This window comes from Moritella sp. 24, assembly GCF_018219155.1.
Lineage (GTDB): Bacteria > Pseudomonadota > Gammaproteobacteria > Enterobacterales > Moritellaceae > Moritella.
This window is the reverse complement of sequence record NZ_CP056123.1, coordinates 852224-871503: the sequence shown is the minus strand read 5'-3', so window position 1 is coordinate 871503 and position 19280 is coordinate 852224. Positions and strand designations below refer to the sequence as shown.

At 38.8% G+C, this 19280-nt stretch carries 15 protein-coding genes; 2 read left to right on the top strand and 13 right to left on the bottom strand.

All coding sequences use genetic code 11. The features are described from left to right. Window positions 1–52 precede the first annotated feature (52 nt). Window positions 53–2359, bottom strand: coding sequence for a response regulator (locus HWV00_RS04050; protein ID WP_211684862.1), 2307 nt, complete (start codon window positions 2357–2359; stop codon window positions 53–55). 80 nt (window positions 2360–2439) lie between these two features. Here HWV00_RS04050 and HWV00_RS04045 point away from each other — a divergent pair, with 80 nt between their 5' ends. Next, window positions 2440–3195 (top strand): ABC transporter substrate-binding protein, encoded by a 756-nt coding sequence (locus tag HWV00_RS04045; protein ID WP_211684861.1) that lies wholly within the window; start codon window positions 2440–2442, stop codon window positions 3193–3195. Between the two features lie 70 nt (window positions 3196–3265). Here the strand turns inward: HWV00_RS04045 and ribA are convergent, their stop codons facing one another. The 3 genes from ribA to HWV00_RS04030 form a co-directional block, all read right to left on the bottom strand. Further along, window positions 3266–4318, bottom strand: a complete 1053-nt coding sequence (gene ribA / locus HWV00_RS04040) for a GTP cyclohydrolase II (protein ID WP_211684859.1) — start codon at window positions 4316–4318, stop codon at window positions 3266–3268. Between the two features lie 214 nt (window positions 4319–4532). Then, window positions 4533–5204: a cytochrome b/b6 domain-containing protein gene (locus HWV00_RS04035; protein WP_211684857.1), complete on the bottom strand. Its 672-nt coding sequence runs from the start codon at window positions 5202–5204 to the stop codon at window positions 4533–4535. Window positions 5205–5273: 69 nt separating this feature from the next. Next, window positions 5274–6242 (bottom strand): DMT family transporter, encoded by a 969-nt coding sequence (locus tag HWV00_RS04030; RefSeq protein ID WP_211684856.1) that lies wholly within the window; start codon window positions 6240–6242, stop codon window positions 5274–5276. Between the two features lie 528 nt (window positions 6243–6770). Between HWV00_RS04030 and HWV00_RS04025 the strand changes: the two genes are divergently transcribed. After that, a complete protein-coding gene (locus tag HWV00_RS04025; protein WP_211684854.1) occupies window positions 6771–7991 on the top strand; it encodes a response regulator in 1221 nt (406 codons plus the stop codon). A gap of 110 nt (window positions 7992–8101) precedes the next feature. Here HWV00_RS04025 and HWV00_RS04020 read toward each other — a convergent pair whose 3' ends face one another. The 9 genes from HWV00_RS04020 to tssJ form a co-directional block, all read right to left on the bottom strand. Next, window positions 8102–8470: a rhodanese-like domain-containing protein gene (locus HWV00_RS04020; RefSeq protein ID WP_211684852.1), complete on the bottom strand. Its 369-nt coding sequence runs from the start codon at window positions 8468–8470 to the stop codon at window positions 8102–8104. A gap of 178 nt (window positions 8471–8648) precedes the next feature. Further along, window positions 8649–9593, bottom strand: a complete 945-nt coding sequence (secF, locus tag HWV00_RS04015; RefSeq protein WP_211684850.1) for a protein translocase subunit SecF — start codon at window positions 9591–9593, stop codon at window positions 8649–8651. Between the two features lie 11 nt (window positions 9594–9604). Continuing rightward, window positions 9605–11449: a protein translocase subunit SecD gene (gene secD / locus HWV00_RS04010; protein WP_211684848.1), complete on the bottom strand. Its 1845-nt coding sequence runs from the start codon at window positions 11447–11449 to the stop codon at window positions 9605–9607. A 29-nt stretch (window positions 11450–11478) separates the two neighbouring features. After that, the gene (gene yajC, locus HWV00_RS04005) at window positions 11479–11817 is read right to left on the bottom strand and encodes a preprotein translocase subunit YajC (protein ID WP_211684846.1); all 339 of its coding nucleotides are present in this window, start codon (window positions 11815–11817) and stop codon (window positions 11479–11481) included. A gap of 119 nt (window positions 11818–11936) precedes the next feature. Further along, window positions 11937–13076: a tRNA guanosine(34) transglycosylase Tgt gene (gene tgt, locus HWV00_RS04000; RefSeq protein WP_211684844.1), complete on the bottom strand. Its 1140-nt coding sequence runs from the start codon at window positions 13074–13076 to the stop codon at window positions 11937–11939. 133 nt (window positions 13077–13209) lie between these two features. Continuing rightward, window positions 13210–14259 (bottom strand): tRNA preQ1(34) S-adenosylmethionine ribosyltransferase-isomerase QueA, encoded by a 1050-nt coding sequence (queA, locus tag HWV00_RS03995; protein WP_211684843.1) that lies wholly within the window; start codon window positions 14257–14259, stop codon window positions 13210–13212. 45 nt (window positions 14260–14304) lie between these two features. After that, entirely contained in the window at window positions 14305–17871 is a 3567-nt protein-coding gene (tssM, locus tag HWV00_RS03990; RefSeq protein ID WP_211684841.1) for a type VI secretion system membrane subunit TssM, read from the bottom strand. After that, the gene (locus HWV00_RS03985) at window positions 17871–18593 is read right to left on the bottom strand and encodes a DotU family type IV/VI secretion system protein (protein ID WP_211684839.1); all 723 of its coding nucleotides are present in this window, start codon (window positions 18591–18593) and stop codon (window positions 17871–17873) included. The genes tssM and HWV00_RS03985 overlap by 1 nt, the downstream gene beginning before the upstream one ends. Next, a complete protein-coding gene (gene tssJ, locus HWV00_RS03980) occupies window positions 18593–19078 on the bottom strand; it encodes a type VI secretion system lipoprotein TssJ (protein WP_255554904.1) in 486 nt (161 codons plus the stop codon). Before tssJ ends, HWV00_RS03985 begins: the two co-directional genes overlap by 1 nt. Between the last annotated feature and the right edge of the window lie 202 nt (window positions 19079–19280).

Here is a 19280-nt window from a genome sequence, read left to right as displayed (position 1 = left end):
CTTTTTTATTCCATTTATAACCCTTTACGACAACAACGCTGCATTATGATAACTAGACGATATCATTTATATTAATATGTTCTTTCTGCGGAGCATTCGCCAACCAAGGCGATAAATGTTTTTGGAGCATTAAGGTTAACACCTGCTTACTGACTGGTTTTGCCATAAAATCATCCATACCAGATGCAAAACATTTATCTTTCTCTGTCTGTAATACGTTCGCCGTCAACGCCACGATAGGGATATGCTGACCATTAGTTTCACTTTCTCGAATAACCTCCGTCGCCTTAAAGCCATCAAGCACTGGCATCTGGCAATCCATCAAGATTAAATTAAATTGTTCATCTTTGCACAGGTCTACCGCTATTTGCCCATTTTCGGCCAGAGTGACCTTAATACCTAGTTTTTGTAACATCATGGTCGTTACTTTTTGATTGATAAACGTATCTTCAACTAACAGTACTTTCATCACATCAATTGGTATCTGTTTTTCTTCTCGCGCTCCGGCCTTATCTGATTGGTCGTTGGTCATCAAATTAAGCACGATTGTTTTTAATGTATCTGCTTTATATGGGCGACTAAGAAATGCTTTAATACCAACTTCTTTTGCTAATACATCATCACCAACTTGTGCATCAGCAGAGATGAGCATTAACCTTGGTGTTAGCTCTGCAAACTCATGCTGCAATTGCTTAGCAACAGTAAATCCATCTAAATGTGGCATCACTTTATCAATAATAACTAAGTCATAAGGCTTACCTTTATCTAACGCATCGAGTACAAATGTTTTAGCTAAACAAGGATCATTACAAGAGACTGAAGTCGCACCAAAATTTTTCAATTGCGCAGACGTAATACGCATATTCAACATACTGTCATCGACAAGTAATATAGAGAATCCGACTAGGCTTTGCTCGGGGTCAGAACCAAGTAAGTGCTCATCAATACATTCAAAATCTACGGTAAATTCAAACCGGCTGCCATTACCCGGTTTACTATAAACAATGATGTCACTGTCCATTAAATTAACAATGCTACGACAAATAGCGAGCCCAAGTCCGGTACCACCATAATTACGCGTCGTACTACCATCTGCTTGCTGGAATTTTTCAAATATCTTTTGCTGACTTTCAGCTGCAATACCAATCCCCGTATCGATGACTTGAAATAACACCCCTGCACTGCCGTCTTTTTTCTCAATGAGTTTAATATTTAAATGCACATAACCAATAGCGGTAAATTTAATCGCATTAGAAATTAGATTATTTAATACTTGGCGTAACTGTGTAATATCACCAAGTACCATATCAGGCACTTGTTCATCAATGTGGCACACCAAACCGATCTGTTTTTGCCCTGCGACAATAGAAAAATTAGCTTCAACTTCTTTACACAGTTCAAATAAATTGAGTGGATTTTTTGCCAGAATTAACTGACCAGATTCAATTTTTGAGAAATCGAGAATATCGTTAATTAAATCAAGCAATGTAATTGAAGAAGAATAGAGCATATCAACAAATTCTTTCTGCTCTCGTTCCATTGGCATATCTTGCAACAGTGACGCGGTGCCAATAACACCATTCATTGGCGTTCGAATTTCATGGCTCATATTTGCCAAGAATTCACTTTTCTTCAAGTTAGCGTCTTCAGCCTGATGTTTGGCCGTTTCAAGTTCTCGATAATTATGACGGATACGCTTAATAGAGGCATTATAACTGACGTTTAAGTTAGTGATTTCATCGTCAAATGAACGTGGCGTTAGCTCTAGCGGTTGTGGCAATTTATCACTATCAAACTTACTCACCGAGTCTGACATTTCAGTCAGAGGTCGAACAACTATCTTATACACCACAAAAAGAATAAATAAAGCGACAATGAAGGTTTTTACTGTTTGGGACAATAATAGAAAAATGAATTTATCCCATAAACCTTTATAGATAGGGTAAAGATCAGCCTGGATTTTAAATGTAGCGAGTTCAAAGGTCTTACTTCCAAAATCCTGCTGCATCGGCCAAGACACTTGGTATTGATATTCAGACAGCGGTTTACCTAACTGTAAAATCACATCACTACCATCTCTAATTTCAAGATAGTGAACGTTAGGTAGTTGCATGATCCCTTCAGCCTGTAAGTTTAGCTGTTCTCGATCTTCAACCCACAGACTGGCTGTTAAACTAGATAAATAGCTCTGCTTTACCTGATCAAGTTGTATCTCGATACCAGAAATATCTTCTTTATAATCAAGGTAGACATTTAGTCCAGTAATAAGTAATGTAAAAAAAGAGCTGATAAGTATGATCAATACGAGTAACTGCCTCGCTATACCTACTTTTTTCTTGTGCAGAGTCGCGTTATTCATCCTTAAGCTCACATCCTGTTGCTAATCGACTAATCTAATCATAGACACTACTACGGAATTACGACTATAAGGAAGTAAAAATGAAACGGTTTATTTCAATAATGTTAACTCTACAACTATGTATTGTTAGTTTTACCTCAAATGCTGAACCAATCAATTACTATGTCATTGCAAATCAAGCAATGCCTTTTCAAATAACCACTGAAAACAATAAACATTCTGGTATCGTTTCAGACATTATATCGCGTATATTTATTGAAAATTATACAGTGAATTATCATACCTACCCGTTTAACCGAATGATTTCACAATTGGAAGCCGGTGGTGAAAAAAATTGGATCACGTATGGCAGCCCAGATTGGGGTGGAGTACAAGCGGCAAATTTATCTGATATGCCGATTTATACTGTGAGTCATAGTATATTAACCAATGCAAAGTCTGATTTTTTATATCGTGACATTAAAGATATCGATGACAAAGTATTTGTATTGCTTTATGGTTTTGATTACCCAACCTTACAACCATTAATTGATAATGGGCAGATAAAAGAACTAAGAGTTAAAGATTACGGCGCAGCTTTTCGTATATTAGATAAAATGCCCGATGACGCAGTTTTTATTGAAATGACATCGCGTATTAAATACAACTTGAAGATACAGTCTCGAGAACTACAAAACTATAACTTGCAGGACTTTTCGACATTAATACCAAGTTACCCTATTTACTTAGCACTTGACCCAAATATGGATAGCGATATTCAACGCTTTATTAACGAGCAGTTATCGATACTCTCTGATTCTGGTACGTTGACCGCCATTATTAATCGTTATATTTAAAAGCAAAAATGCAGGTAACTGTAATAAGTTACCTGCATAATATCCTACAAACCAATGTTGATTTACCTGTTTAATTAATAAAGTCAGATTCAAACATATGCCCTAACTTACTTGCTTTTGTTTTAAGATAGTCTGCGTTATAAGGGTTATTACCTTCCTGCAGTGGCACGCGTTCTGCGATATTAATTCCAGCTCGAAGTAACGCATTAACCTTACGGGGATTATTCGTCATTAAGTTAACGGTATTAATGTTTAAATGCCCTAACATGCCTTTGCAAAAAGTGTAATCTCGCATATCCGCAGCAAACCCAAGACGCTCATTCGCTTCAACAGTATCAGCACCGTCATCTTGTAAATGATAAGCTCGAATCTTGTTTAATAAACCAATTCCTCGACCTTCTTGGCGTAAATAGAGAATAACCCCGCTACCTTTAGCGACAATATTTTGCATTGCTTTCGCTAATTGAAAACCGCAATCACAGCGCGCACTAAATAAAGCGTCGCCTGTTAAACATTCTGAGTGTAAACGAATTAACACCGGTTCATTGGGATCAATCTTGCCATACACTAACGCTAAGTGCTCTTTACCTGTGGCTTTTTCAGTAAAGCCATTCATCTGAAATGTACCGAATTTAGTCGGCAATTTTGCGCTATCAACATAAGATACGAGATTATAAGGTGTTTGCTGCGCTAAATCATTTCGCACAGCCATTAATATTTTACCTAATTCATTACGCCCGCTACCGTCACCGCCATCCCCCCAATATGCATCTTTATGGGAGTGCTCAGTTAAAATTTGTTCGCCAGTGGCAACAAGTTGATATGCATATGACGGGTTCTGACTGAACTTTTCAAGTACGATATCCCGCATAACATTATCACGTTCATCTAACCAATCTAACTTAATGAATTGCGCATACTCTCGACTTAAACGGAATGCTTCATCTGGCGTGGGTGCGTTGCGAATAACATCCTGTAGTTGTGGGTCACTAAATTTCTGAGCTTGATAAAAGTGTTCGCTGCTTGGCCATTTCACCCCTGCGATATTAATTGGTGCTAATGCAAAATTAGACAGAAAACCAAAATCATCGTTGGGTTCGTAAAATTGTATTTCATCTATCATTTATTTCGACTCCTTGAAAATAGATATATCAGACATTAGAACGTTAATGTCATGCATGAAAAGGAGTATAGGATTGATAGTGATGAATGAGAGGTCAATGGGAGATGCTGATTTCAATACTGCTACATGCTTAAAAGATTCAGACATTAAAGCTGAAAATTTAGCTTTAATGTCTGCAAGAATACACTTTATGTATTATTTTAAATAACCGTGATCAATAAATCAGGTAGCCTAAGTTTTCATGCCCCCATTGCCACCAAATCAAACCTGCAATACAGGCATAGATGACCCAAGCCAATAAACCATTCATCATAGTTGGTTGTACAATAGAGCTAACTAATTTGTATTCTGCAAAACCTGTAAACATCGCCTTCACTAATGGCTGTTTCTTCAATTTATAAGCTAAAATAGCAATCACATGTAAGCCAATTGCCCACAGTAACAAATCAAAATTGAGGCTATGTAACCATGTCATCACGCTCACTGTGTCGGCAGAAAAATATTGCGCGAGTGGACCTTCAGATAAAATGTCATCACTGGCACTTAATCCGGTAAATAACTGAGTAACAATCAAAGCTAAGAACAATACCACCATGCATGCACCAGCGGGATTATGCCCAAATTTAACACGGTCAAATTTATTTTTATCGCGAAGATAGCTGATTAATGCTTTTGGATTCTTTATAAAATAACTAAATTTAGCGGTATCACTACCAATAAAGCCCCAAATAAAGCGCGTTATCCACAGTGCTAACAGTGCATAACCAAATACAAAATGCCATTCCATTTCGTCATTATCAGCGCAGTACCATAATGCAAATAACAAGCATACTTGTAACCAATGGTATCCACGAATAAATCCGTCCCAAACTTTAACCTTAACCATACAACCCTCAGCAGATGCCCTCTGCAGACAATAACGGCGTAAATGCCCAACTCATATAGAGATAATGCGCTATTTTCTAACACTTAACCAAACAATAGCAACAATTACCATCAACATACCTAAAAAATGGTAAATAGTGAATGCTTCTCCCAATAAAAAAACCGCCATTAGTGCCGTTAATACTGGGCCACTTCCGCCTACAATCGAGGCTTGTTCAGGGCCAACTCTAGCAATCCCTTCACTCATTAGAAACGACGGAATAACAGTACAGCCAATCGCTAACCATAATGATATAAAAAAGACCGGTAGAGGAATACTCAGATCCTGAATATCATGCGCAACAGAAAAATGCACAAAGATCATAAAGCTGGCGCCAAACATGGCAATGCAGGTAAATACTAAACTACCTAATTTCTGAATTTTAGTTTTACTGAACAAGAGATAACAAGCAAAGGTAAAACAAGCTGTTAGCACCAATAAAGAACCAGTTATTACACCCTCACCCTGCTTACCTAAATCATGATAAAACAGCACAAATACTCCAGCATAGGCCAAGATAAGCGCACCTATAACTTGTTTGCTTATTTTATTGCCAAACACAATCCAACTGAGCAATACAACAACCGTTGGATAAGTAAATAACAATAATCGTTCTAGCTGAGAGCTAATATAGTTAAGTCCTTCCAAGTCAAAATAACTCGATAAGTAATAACCCAAAAAGCCAATACCCATAACAGGAATAAACTGTGCTTTTATCGATGGCGAGAGTGCCGGTGTTTTCCTTAGCATCCATATAAATACAGCAATATAGAAAGGTAACGATAAGATCATCCGATACGTCATTAGCGTGATGCTATCTACACCATATTGATAAGCGAGCTTAACGAAAATACCTTTTGTTGAAAATAAACAGGTCGCAAAAAATGCACACAATAAACCAATTTTGTGGTCCGATAGTTTCTTACGTAAAGCTGAACGCATAGTTCGTTGAATTGTTCGTTTAATAGTGCGTTGAATGTTGGTATTAGTCTGTTCCATGACCCCTCCAAGGTAAAAATGGAGGCTAGGAATAAGTAGAATAAAACGAAAAGCAGGCTACAGATCCCGTAGCCTCGCCAAAATTAGTTAGCTGCTACTCTGGTTTCCAGAGCAGCCATAATCGTGTCGCAAAGTGATTAATAAAATAAATTGTCATATAACCCCCTAGCCACACGTTTAAAATTGAATGTTCAGTTAACCAATAATGGTTCTAGCAAGCAAGATAAAAATACCCCAACATAAATAAACAAAAGAATATAATACCGGGCTACTAAATATGGATTATTTGCAGTCGTTATCACTACAATTACTTGATGACGCAAGCAATGCTCTACTCTGACCTAACAAGTGAAACCAACCCTTAAATTTATACATTAGGTGGTAAAACATAAGTAATATTATAATGCTATAGTGTTTTATCAGTTTAATAGACTCTATTAATCACGATATATGGACATAACTCACTGGTTTCAACAAGTTAACTGAAGCCATGACGATGATGAAGTTAACAGGAATAAGGATATCCAATTGCTCAGCAAAATACTCGTTGTTGAAGACAGCCGAGCTTTTCGTAAATACCTTAATATCCAGCTTAGCCAAGCTGGCTTTCAAGTAATATTTGCAGAATCAATAACCCAAGCACGCGAGATACTATCAAAGGAAAGCGATTTTCTTTGCTCTGTGCTCGACTACTGCCTGCCTGATGGCCATGACGGTGAGATCATCGAACATGTATTGAGTTATGGTGTGCAAGCTATTATTTTAACCGCTCATTTCAGTGATAATATCCGCGAGAAAGTATTATCAAAAGGTGTCATTGACTATTTGCTAAAAGACAGCGCATCATCAGTCTCCTATCTGATCCCATTATTACAACGCCTGCAAGAAAATAGCCGTCATAAAGCGCTAGTCGTTGAGGACTCTGTAACAGTACGCTCCCATTTAATTCATTTATTAACACGACAAAATCTGCAAGTCATCGCAGCTGAAAATGGTGAGCAAGCAATTCAACTATTGCAGCAGCATCCCGATATCAGCTTGATTATCACAGATCATGATATGCCCAAGAAAGATGGTATTACGATGATCAGAGAGATACGACGAAAGTTCGATCGGAATCAACTGGCTATTCTCGGTCTATCAGGCAGTAGTGACCGCTCAATGACAGCTCGTTTTCTTAAAGCGGGTGCTAATGATTTTCTCTATAAGCCTTTTAATCAAGAAGAACTTTATTGTCGTATCCATCATATTCTCAACATGAAAGATACTTCCGACAAGCTTTACAAAATGGCGAATCAAGATGCGCTAACCGGTTTATGGAACCGACGCTACTTCTTTAGTCAGCAGAGTAACACGCGCAGTGATGAAGATAAGAGTATTGCCATGCTGGACATTGATTTTTTCAAAAAAGTGAATGACAACTATGGCCATGACGGTGGAGATACAGTCTTAGTTGCCATCAGTCAGCAACTACAAGCGCATTTTTCAGATGCTATCGTGGCTCGTTTTGGAGGTGAAGAGTTCTGTATTCAAAGCAATGGCGACCGCGCTATTTTTGTGCCGAAACTGGAATTAATGCGCCATAAGATTGAGCAGTTAACCATGAAGTACAATGACGAGGAAATCAAGATAACGGTCAGCATTGGCATCAGCGTAGGCAATAAACCGATTGATGAAATGCTCTCCGAAGCCGATGCTCACCTATATAAAGCGAAAGCGAATGGCCGTAATCAAGTTATCTACCAATAGCCTGATAAGAAGAATAAAAAAGTCATCCATTCTCAGAGTCATATTAGGCTAACAAGATGAATGTTGTACTTCAGATTACAACATTCATTCGATAATCAAAGATCTACAGTCTATTTACTCATCGGGTAATCTTTCATTTTCCACTCACGGATACCGCCATCCATTGAGATAACATCTGTATAGCCCATACGCTGAATGAACTCAGCCGATAATGCAGAACGATAACCGCCACCACAATACAGTACGATACAAGTATCAAGCGCTGGATATTTTGCTTCAAGATCACGCTCGATAACGCCACGACCCATGTACTCAGCACCGCTAATGCGACTTGCAGCCCATTCGCTTTCTTCACGTACGTCAACAAGCACAAATTGCTTACCTTCGTCTTGCCACTGCTTCACATCATCACAACTGCATTCTTTTACTACTTTACGCGCTTCGTTACATAAATCTAAAAATCGTTGACTGTGAGCCATGCTGTTATCCTTTCCAATTAAATACCAAGGGGTTAGTAAACTACTACTTTATTTCGTATCTACTATTTCATTTTGTATCTGATATTTCAATCATTAAAAATATAAAAAACAAAAACCCGCACGAGGCGGGTTTTATGGCAGTCCGGAGACTAATCTGTTAACAAGGTTTCCCTTATGCTTACATCATAGGATCTTGGTCTGCGCCTTCTTTTTCAACAACTGGTGGTAACATTGTTTCACGCGTTACACCTAGCTTCAGTGCTAATGCACTTGCTACGTAAATCGACGAGTATGTACCAACCACGATACCGATTAGCAAGGCTAATGCGAAACCGTGGATCAGTGCACCACCTTTCAGGAATAATGATATTAATACCATTAATGTTGTACCTGACGTGATTAACGTACGTGATAGCGTCTGCGTTAATGATACATCCATGATTTCCACAGAATCATCAATACGCATGCGACGGAAGTTTTCACGGATACGGTCAAATACCACGATTGTATCATTCAATGAATAACCAATTACGGTCAATAGCGCCGCTAAAATAGTTAAATCGAATTCAACATCAAGCACCGAGAAGATACCTAACGTGATGATAACGTCATGCGCCAGTGCTAATACTGCACCCGATGCTAAACGCCATTCAAAACGAACACCCACATACAATAAAATACAAATCAATGCAGCAAGCAGCGCTAGGCCACCTTGCTCTGTTAATTCATCACCTACGTTTGGACCAACAAACTCGATGCGGCGCATTTCAACGCTTTTATCATAACCTTGTAATACAGAGATTACCTGACTACCAAGATGTTCACTGTCCAAGCCTTCACGTGGTGCGATACGGATCAATACATCACGGCTAGAGCCGAAATGTTGAATAACCGCGTCACTAAACCCTTCGGCTGCTAACAACGGACGAATCACTTCAAGATCCGCTGGTTTGTCATAACCCACTTCGATCACCGTACCACCGGTGAAATCAAGACCCCAATTAATACCTTTAATGGCAATTGAAGATATCGATAAAAGAACTAACAGCGCAGATAAGATAAACGCTGGTTTAGTCATTTTCATAAAGCGGATCGTGCGTTCTGTTTTAATAATTTCAAACATAATTAATCCCCTTAGATTGAAAGTTTATCGATTTTTTTGTTACCCCAAAGGAAGTTCACGATTGCACGTGTACCAATGATTGAAGTAAACATAGAAGCGGCAATACCAATTGCAAGTGTAATGGCGAAACCTTTAATCGCACCAGTACCAATAGCAAACAGGATGATCGCTGTTAATAGCGTAGTAATATTCGCATCAGCAATGGTTGATAATGCATTATCGTAACCACAGTGAATCGCTTGTTGAATGCTACGGCCTTCTTTTAACTCTTCACGAATACGTTCGAATACCAACACGTTCGCATCGACAGCCATACCAATCGTTAATACGATACCTGCAATACCCGGTAGCGTCATTGTCGCGCCAGGAATCATAGACATAATACCAATGATCATGATGATATTTGCAGACAGTGCAATATTGGCAACAAGACCAAACTTACGGTAGTAAATAGCCATAAAGATAACGATAGCAATCATGCCATAAATCATCGCAGATAAGCCGTTTTCAATATTTTGCTTACCTAAACTAGGACCAATTGTACGTTCTTCTACAATTTGAACTGGCGCAACTAACGCACCTGCACGTAATAATAACGCAAGGTTTTTAGCTTCGCTTGGACTGTCTAAACCAGTAATTCGGAAACTACGACCTAACTGAGCTTGAATCGTCGCCACGTTAATGACTTCTTCAATTTTCTTCAGTTTAGATTTACCTTCAGGCGTCTTCTCACCCGTTGGTTTGTATTCAATGAATACAGTTGCCATAGATGTACCGATTGCTTTCTTCGTCGCGCGAGACATTTTACTGCCGCCTTGCGAATCAAGATCGATATTTACTTGTGGACGACTAAATTCATCTGCGCTCGATGTTGCACCTGTAATGTGGTTACCCGTTAAGATAACTTGTTTTTTCAGTACTACAGGACGACCATCACGCGTCGTATACTTCTGACTGCCCGCTGGAACACGGCTGCTATAAGGATCTGCTTTGTTATCCACTAAGCGGAATTCTAGCGTTGCAGTTGCACCTAAAATTTCTTTCGCACCAGCAGTATCCTGAACACCCGGTAATTCAACAACAATGCGGTCTGCACCTTGACGCTGTACTAGCGGCTCAGCAACACCTAATTGGTTTACACGGTTACGGATAATGGTGATATTTTGTTGAAGGGCATATTCTTTGATTTCGGCAAGTTTAGATTCTGACATTTTTGCCGACACGCTAAATTGACCATTATTTTCACTGTCTTTTAGCAGTAGGTCTGGATATTTAGACTTCAGGAATTCTTCAGCTTTATCGCGTGTTTCAACATCACGAAAACGCACTGTTACACCGTTACTGTCTTTACGTACTGCTGTGTAACGCAGTTTTTCTTCACGTAAATCGGTACGGAAATCTTGTAACATCTGGTCTTGTGCTTTTACTAACGCTTCTTGCATATCAACTTCTAGTAAGAAGTGAACACCACCACGTAAATCCAGACCCAGTTTTAATGGTCCAGCACCAACGGCTTGTAACCATTCAGGCGTAGCAGGGGCAAGATTTAAAGCAACAATAAATGTTTGACCAAGTTGTTCTTTTAGGATTTCACTAGCAAGTAATTGTTGTTCGCTATCATTTAAACGAATTAATACTTGGTTCTGTTCTAATGAAACACTCTTATAACTGATTTCTTGTTTATCGAGTTCTGCTTTAACTTTGTCGAGAGTTGACACTTCAATGGCAGCACCACGTGCAGCAGAGACTTGAACAGCGGGGTCTTCCCCGTATAGATTCGGTGTGGCATACAGTAAACAAATGGCGATCGTAGCGATCACCATTAGATACTTCCACAGAGGATATTTGTTTAACACAATATTACCTTACTGGGATACGGGAAAGATTAAAGCGACTGCATAGAGCCTTTTGGTAATACTGCAGCAATGTAATCACGTTTGATTGTGATATTTGTTGCGTCAGCAATAGTGATCACAATGTAATCATTACCTTCAGAAATCTTAGCGATGCGACCAACGATGCCACCAACAGTAAGCACTTCTTCACCTTTTGACAAAGATGACATTAGGTTCTTCTGTTCTTTTTGACGTTTCGCTTGTGGGCGATAAATCATGAAATAGAAGATCACACCGAAAATACCTAACATGATCAACATTTCGTAACCGCCACCAGCTGGAGTTGGTACGCCTTCAGCAGCTACTGCATTTGCAATGAAAAAACTCATTTTTATTTCCCTTTATAAATTTTAATATTGAATATGATAAACCAATCACATTACATTACTACTAATGAGAAAGGTTTACCAAACTTAGATCGACAATCAGGTTAGTGTTTGCTTAATAATTAAGCGTCAGTCTTCGCTAAAGGCGGTACTTCACGGCCTTGTTTAGCATAGAAATCAGTAACAAACTCTTCAAATGTATCAGAATCAATCGCGTCACGGATACCTTGCATTAGGTTTTGGTAGTAACGTAGGTTATGCATTGTGTTTAAACGTGCGCCTAAAATCTCGTTACATTTATCCAAATGGTTCAGGTATGAACGCGTGTAGTTCTTACATGTGTAGCAATCACATTCAGGGTCAAGTGTACCAGTATCTGTTTTATGCTTCGCATTACGGATCTTGATAACACCTTCACTTGTAAATAAGTGACCATTACGTGCATTACGCGTTGGCATTACACAGTCAAACATATCTACACCACGGCGAACACCTTCAACAAGATCTTCAGGTTTACCAACGCCCATTAGGTAACGTGGTTTATCTTCAGGAATTTGTGGGCAAGTGTGCTCAAGAATACGGTGCATGTCTTCTTTTGGTTCACCTACAGCTAGGCCACCAACTGCGTAACCGTCAAAACCGATATCTAATAAGCCTTTTACAGAAATATCACGTAAGTGCTCGTAAACACCACCTTGGATAATACCGAATAGGTTATTTTTGTTATCTAGTTTATCAAAGTGATCACGTGAGCGTTGTGCCCAACGTAATGACATACGCATTGATTTTTCAGCTTCTGATTCAGTCGCTGGGTATGGCGTACATTCATCAAAAATCATCACAACGTCAGAACCTAAATCATCTTGGATTTCCATTGATGTTTCAGGATCTAAGAAGATCTTACTACCGTTTACAGGATGACGGAAATGTACACCTGCTTCAGTAATTTTACGCATTTTACCTAAGCTGAATACTTGGAAACCGCCTGAATCAGTCAGGATTGGACCCTGCCAGTTCATGAAGTTATGTAAACCACCATGTTGCTTCATTACTTCCTGACCAGGACGTAACCACAGGTGGAAAGTATTACCTAAAAGAATATCAGCGCCTGTTGCGTCAACTTCTTCAGGTGTCATACCTTTAACAGTACCGTAAGTACCTACTGGCATAAATGCAGGCGTTTCAACAACACCACGTTCAAAGATCAAACGGCCGCGACGTGCGTTACCAGTCGTTTTATCTAATTCGTATTTTAACTTCATATAAACCTCAAGTCAGAGAAACAGTCTGACATAACTTCTCTCAAAAAATTCAAACAACATACCTTATTGGTCGTTGTTTATCGTTAACAAACTAACCGTAAATAGACAAATATCAACTCACGGTTAATTAAATTTATACAGCGGTCTGCTTCGTTACAAACATCGCATCGCCATAACTGAAGAAACGGTATTTCTCAGTGATCGCATGCTGATAAGCTGGCATGACGTGATCATAGCCTGCAAATGCTGATAACAACATAATCAATGTTGATTCAGGTAAATGAAAGTTCGTTACCATGGCATCTACAAGTTGGAATTCGTAGCCTGGATAAATAAAGATTTCGGTATCTTCAAAGAACGGGGCTAATGGTAAACCCTTCGCCATTGTCGCTTGTGCAGCACTTTCTAAAGAACGTACTGATGTCGTGCCGACTGCAATTACACGGCCGCCATTGGCTTTAGTTTCAGCGATTTTCGCCACAACTTCTTCCGACACTTCTGCATATTCAGAGTGCATGTGGTGATCTAAGATATTATCAACACGTACCGGTTGGAATGTACCAGCACCAACATGCAGCGTCACAAATGCGGTATTAACGCCTTTTTCTGCTAACTGTGCTAACAATGCCTCATCAAAGTGTAAACCTGCTGTTGGCGCAGCAACTGCACCCGGCTTTTCGTTATAAACCGTTTGGTAGCGTTCTTTATCTGAATCTTCATCAGGACGATCAATATAAGGTGGTAATGGCATGTGGCCAATATCTTCTAATACTTCCAGTACATGACGTTCATCTAAAAATTTAAGTTCGAATAATGCATCATGGCGCGCAACCATTTCAGCATTAACAGTACCTTCTAAGATAAGTCGAGCGCCAACTTTCGGCGATTTTGACGAACGTACGTGTGCAAGCACAGAATTTTCGCTGATCACGCGCTCAACAAGCACTTCGATTTTACCGCCAGATGCTTTCTGTCCATACATACGCGCAGGGATAACACGGGTATTGTTAAATACCATCAGATCGCCCGCTTCAACTAAATCGAGGATATCTGCAAACTGTTTATCCGCAAGTTCACCACTGTTACCGTTTAGTTGTAATAAACGGCTTGAACGACGATCTGCTTTCGGATAACGGGCAATTAACTCGTCAGGAAGGGTAAAATTGAAATCTGAAACCTGCATGAAGGTACCTTAGAATCGAACTTAAAATTGAAATAGTCCGCTAGTCTAGTTATCAACAGAGAGAATATCAAGGGAAGAAGAGATTAGTTCCGATTCTGGTTGTTTAAACAAGCTACTTGGCAACATAAAATCGTATAATTTACGGCGTTCAAACAGAAAGTTAAAAGGTTTAACCTTTATTTTGTAATCACTTATTAAGCTTTCACCTTTGCGGGTTTTTAATATCCAGTTCAATCTATACTCAGTCGTGGATAAAGGCATCACTTCGGCGCGATCAATTAATTTAAATAATGCCCAATCACTGCTTATATTGAGCGTCGCTAAATGTCCCGTTTTACTGCTGACAGCGTTAATACTTGCTTGATGCGTATTGAGCCTTGATGGCCACACAAAATTACGCCACTCTTCAGGTTCATTACGATAACGATATTCATAACCATTAATACGCAAATAGCTCTCTATAATGGATTTCTTTGCTGTAGGCATCACTTGATAGTTAACCCGAGGGATCTCACTATCACCATTAAAGAATCCATTGGTGATAATGTCAGCATCACGTAACGCATCAACTAATGCAAAATCAACACCTAAACTGAGTCCAAGCCATGTTCGTTCTTGCTTATGTGTGCTGAAATCATAAATGAAAGGTTCCAGATCTCGCGTTACAAACTGCCATAACTGACCATTTTGGCGATTAAAGAAAGAACTCAATTGTGATAATGAAACATCACTCCCCTGCGCTGAAAATGGATAACGTCCCTTAATTGAACGTCTGAAATGGCGGTAAACCACCTGCTGCCACTTTGATTCAAGCGCTGCGCGAGATTCTGCAAACAAATGGATCCAACTCTGGCGCAAAGGCTCGGTCAATAAATACGTCAACTGTACTGATGATTGCGTACTAAATTTAGCCAGTAAGACTTGGGTATCATTCCATGCTTTATATAAGGCTGGCACGTTCTTATCGACGTCTTTAGGACCTTTACGTTGATGAGCCGCAAGCACATCACCAGTATAAGACAATGCCGCATCTTTAATTGAGTAGCTGCTGATAACCGTAAATAACTCTTTGTTTACGCGTAACATATTACGCTGAAACTGAGTCAGCATTACGTTATTCCGTGACTTATGTTGAAAGTCATGCAGCTGATTTAAAATAGGAAAATGATTCTCTAATGCCGATATGCGCTGAGGTTTATCTTGATGTTCTGTATCAACTGTTTTTTGATTATGAAATATTGTTTTATTATCAAATAAATAAAGATGCTTCGCGATATTACTGATTAATTCAGTAAACAAACCATTCGGTGATGCTAATGCATTTAATGTCGCTTGGGTTTCTTGGATATTACCCAGTCTGCTATAGCGAATACCCTCAACAAACGTAAACCAGTAATTAGCATAATCATCGAAATAACGAGATTTAACAGCCATGATTTTTTCATCGAGTGCTGCCAAGTTTAATTGTAATTGCGGCTCACTGACTTCCCGAGCAATCACCCAATCATTATCACGCTGTAACTGACTCTGCTGTAGTAATACCAATTTACTCTGAACATAATTATCCCACCCCGCTTTGCTATACAACCAAGGCAGTGATGTGCTGCTTTCCACATAAGATTGAAAGCGAGCCGGAACAATAGAGTTAATAGTCAGGGCTGGTTGCAATGGCACGTCATCACGCACAATTTGATATAATTCATCAGCGGTGAGTGGATTAGCCAAATTAATCCTCGCTAATTCGATCGCTGGCTTTAAGCTTTTCCAAGGCTGTAGGCTCACCTTTACTGCGGATGGTGAACTAAATGCGTGGAGATAAGTAGTAACTAATTCAGTAAAGGCGAGACGTTCATTTGACTTAACGACTTGGTCACCATCACGCAACCAAAGCTGGACTAATTGTTGAGTTGCAAAGGGAATATCTAAACGTTCAACCTGGCAACTTAGCATCAGCGCGAGTTTAAGTAGATTATAATATTCGCTACGTAAATGCCCTGTTAATATCCCTTTTTCCCATTGTATTGCGAGTGTCGACATCCGAGATGTTAACAAAGGTTGTAGTTCTTGCTCCACGCGTAAGTTCAAAACATGGAAGTACAAGACCTCCATTTCTTCTTTCATCATTAAGCGTTTTTCATCAAGCGCTAGATAGGGTAGAAGATATTCAAATTCGTTCGCGTCTTTATTTAACGCTACAAAACGTTGACGTAAGAAGGTTAAAGATTGTGTTAATGTCGAATCCTCACCTGCTTCAGTGCTCACCGATTTAACTAAATCGTCGATGACTAATCTATTTTTAGTAAAGTCTGCTTGGAGTGAAAAATACGCACTAAGCATGAAACCAACACCACCAACAATACCGATAATAACACTGGTCGCGAGTGACGCTTTCAAGCTAAAACGAAAACGTATCGCGGATCGATTCGCTTTAACCATGTTCTGTAACGGTAACACTAACTCTTTAAACAAGGATTTAATAAAAATACCACCCAGTGGTTTCGCTAAGTGGTGGTCATTAGACTGTTCGCCTGCAGAAGTAAAATATACACCAGCGAAAAGAGGTTGCTCTTTGTATGCACACGCTTTAACTAAGTCCTCAACAAAGTCAGCCACAACTCCAGAACCATGTTCGAACTGCTGATAAAACGAAATAATGCGGGCTTTATCATCCATTCCCTTACTGACATCTAATTTATCGACTAACTGTTGCTGTAATTGTTTCGTGAGTAATGTTATTCGCTGCCTTAGCATATGCGTCAATGAACGCCAGCCTTTTTCATTTTGAGCGAATAAACCGATACCAAATATTTGATCCTTCTCTGATATAGAAAGTTCGGCAAAATAAGCATTGAATCCACTCACTTTGTTACATTGGCTAAAAACAATATAAACAGGAAAAATGATGCCTAGATAATCGACCATTTCGTTAATACGTTCACGAAATAACATTAACCTAAAATTACGTTGAGGCTCTTCTAGCAATAAAAAATCAGCAATATCTATCGTTAGAATCACACCATTAAGTGGCGCATTGCTACGATGCTGACGCAATAGTTTTAATAAACTCAACCACTCACTACGCGCCCTTCCTTCTGTCACATATTCACCATCAGCTTCGATGAATATAGCGTCTGATGAAAAATGAAATAACGAATTTAAATTATCTAATAAAGTCTCTTCACTGGCATTACTATCGGTATAGATGAGATCTAATCCAGAATTTTTAATAAGCGCTGTTTTACCTGAATTTTTAGCACCAAGCAATAAGAACCAAGGCTTATCGTACAAGGCTTTACTTCCCTTTTTTAACGACAAAACATCACTATGCCGGAGTAAATTAAGCGCATGTTCAAAAGTTTTATTTAACTGTTTTATCGATTGTTTTTGATTATAACTATGAAGTGCGTTGGTATCAGTTTTAGGGAGACTATGTTGGAATGACAATACGTGTCGACTACTGATTATTCGACGATGATTGAAGTGACACAGTAATAATAAAGTACAATTAAACAGAATAAAAACAGGTATGAAACTATCGAAGTAATTAAGTCGACTTGCCATTAACAATAATATATTACCAACGACACTTAATAAGAGTAATAATACCCACATCACTCATCACCTTCTGAAGCAATACTGATCAATAGTTCAGCTTGTTCCCGAATGTAATAATAGTGCGTCTCAATTTCAGACCGTAAAATATATTCAATAGTAAAAATGCCAATAGAAAACAAAAACACTGTAAGTATTAATATGACAGACAGAGGAATAGGCGCTGCTGTTTTAGTCAATACAATATTATCTTGCTTACACCCCAATGATAACGAGCGTGCTGCATGCCCTCTAATCCGAATAATCTCTTGATGTAGTCGAACCTTAAGACGCGATAATTTGATACTACTCAGACATTCCCCTTTAAGCCCCAGTGCTAAGCATACATAATAAAGCTCAATTAAATAGAGGTTTGTTTTCGGGTTCTTTAATAACTTATCCACCCCTTCAAAAAAGACAATATCATCGTTCTTACGCCCTAATAGCGTTGATTGTAAATACGCTTTAGGCCATAACAAAGCAACCGGTATCGATTGTAATACTTGATATTCCTGCATAACATCATCAGTCAGCATAGCAAGACAAGATTTAAGGTGCGCAAGCTCTTCACTCGTTACTGAATGCAATAATGCTAGTTGTTCAAGCGCCTGAAACGCTCGAACAAAATCAGGGTATAATTCAATACTTGCCGATAACTTATCTTGCTGTATTTTAAACAGTAAATTAAATACCGGTCTACACGCTATTAATATTGAATTATTCGGAGCGCTTAACTTAACCATTAATATTCAGCATGATAAATTTTATTATTTATCAATTGAATATCAAATTCAGTATCTAAAGATAAAGCGCCACTATCCAATTTATGCAACCAACGCCAATTATTTTTTTTCACATTTCTAAACATGGCAAACATCGCAATATATTCAGCGCCGTCAGCTTGAATAAACTCATAGTCTAATTTGGCATTGGGTTTTACCGTAAGCTCTTTTTTATTAATCAGAGCAGAGCCGAGAACTAACTCATCCGCTTTCCATAGCTGATCAAAGGTCGCATTACGAAATGTTTTTACATCCGATAGCTGGTATACCCGTACGATAACAGGAAGAGGTTCATTATAACTATTGGTATTAAGATCAGCTGAAGCAGACAGATTCAGCCTAACATCGGTGCTACTACAAGCAGTCAGTAATAGCAGAGTTAACATGCTGGCAAGCAATTTCACATGCTTTATGGCCGCACAAGAAAAAGAGGTAAATAGTATCATACGCTGTAACATCCATTGTTATGAGCTAATAATTTGTAAATTGGTATCCATACCAAACTTAGTTATAACAAAATACTGAGTAATGTAAAACGTCGTAACGAGAAATACACCTCCTACTCGCAAAGGATAATACTAACTGTAATGTAAACCCTAGAGGATTGAGGATAAAAAAAGGCGGTAATTGAATTTATTCTAAGGTAAT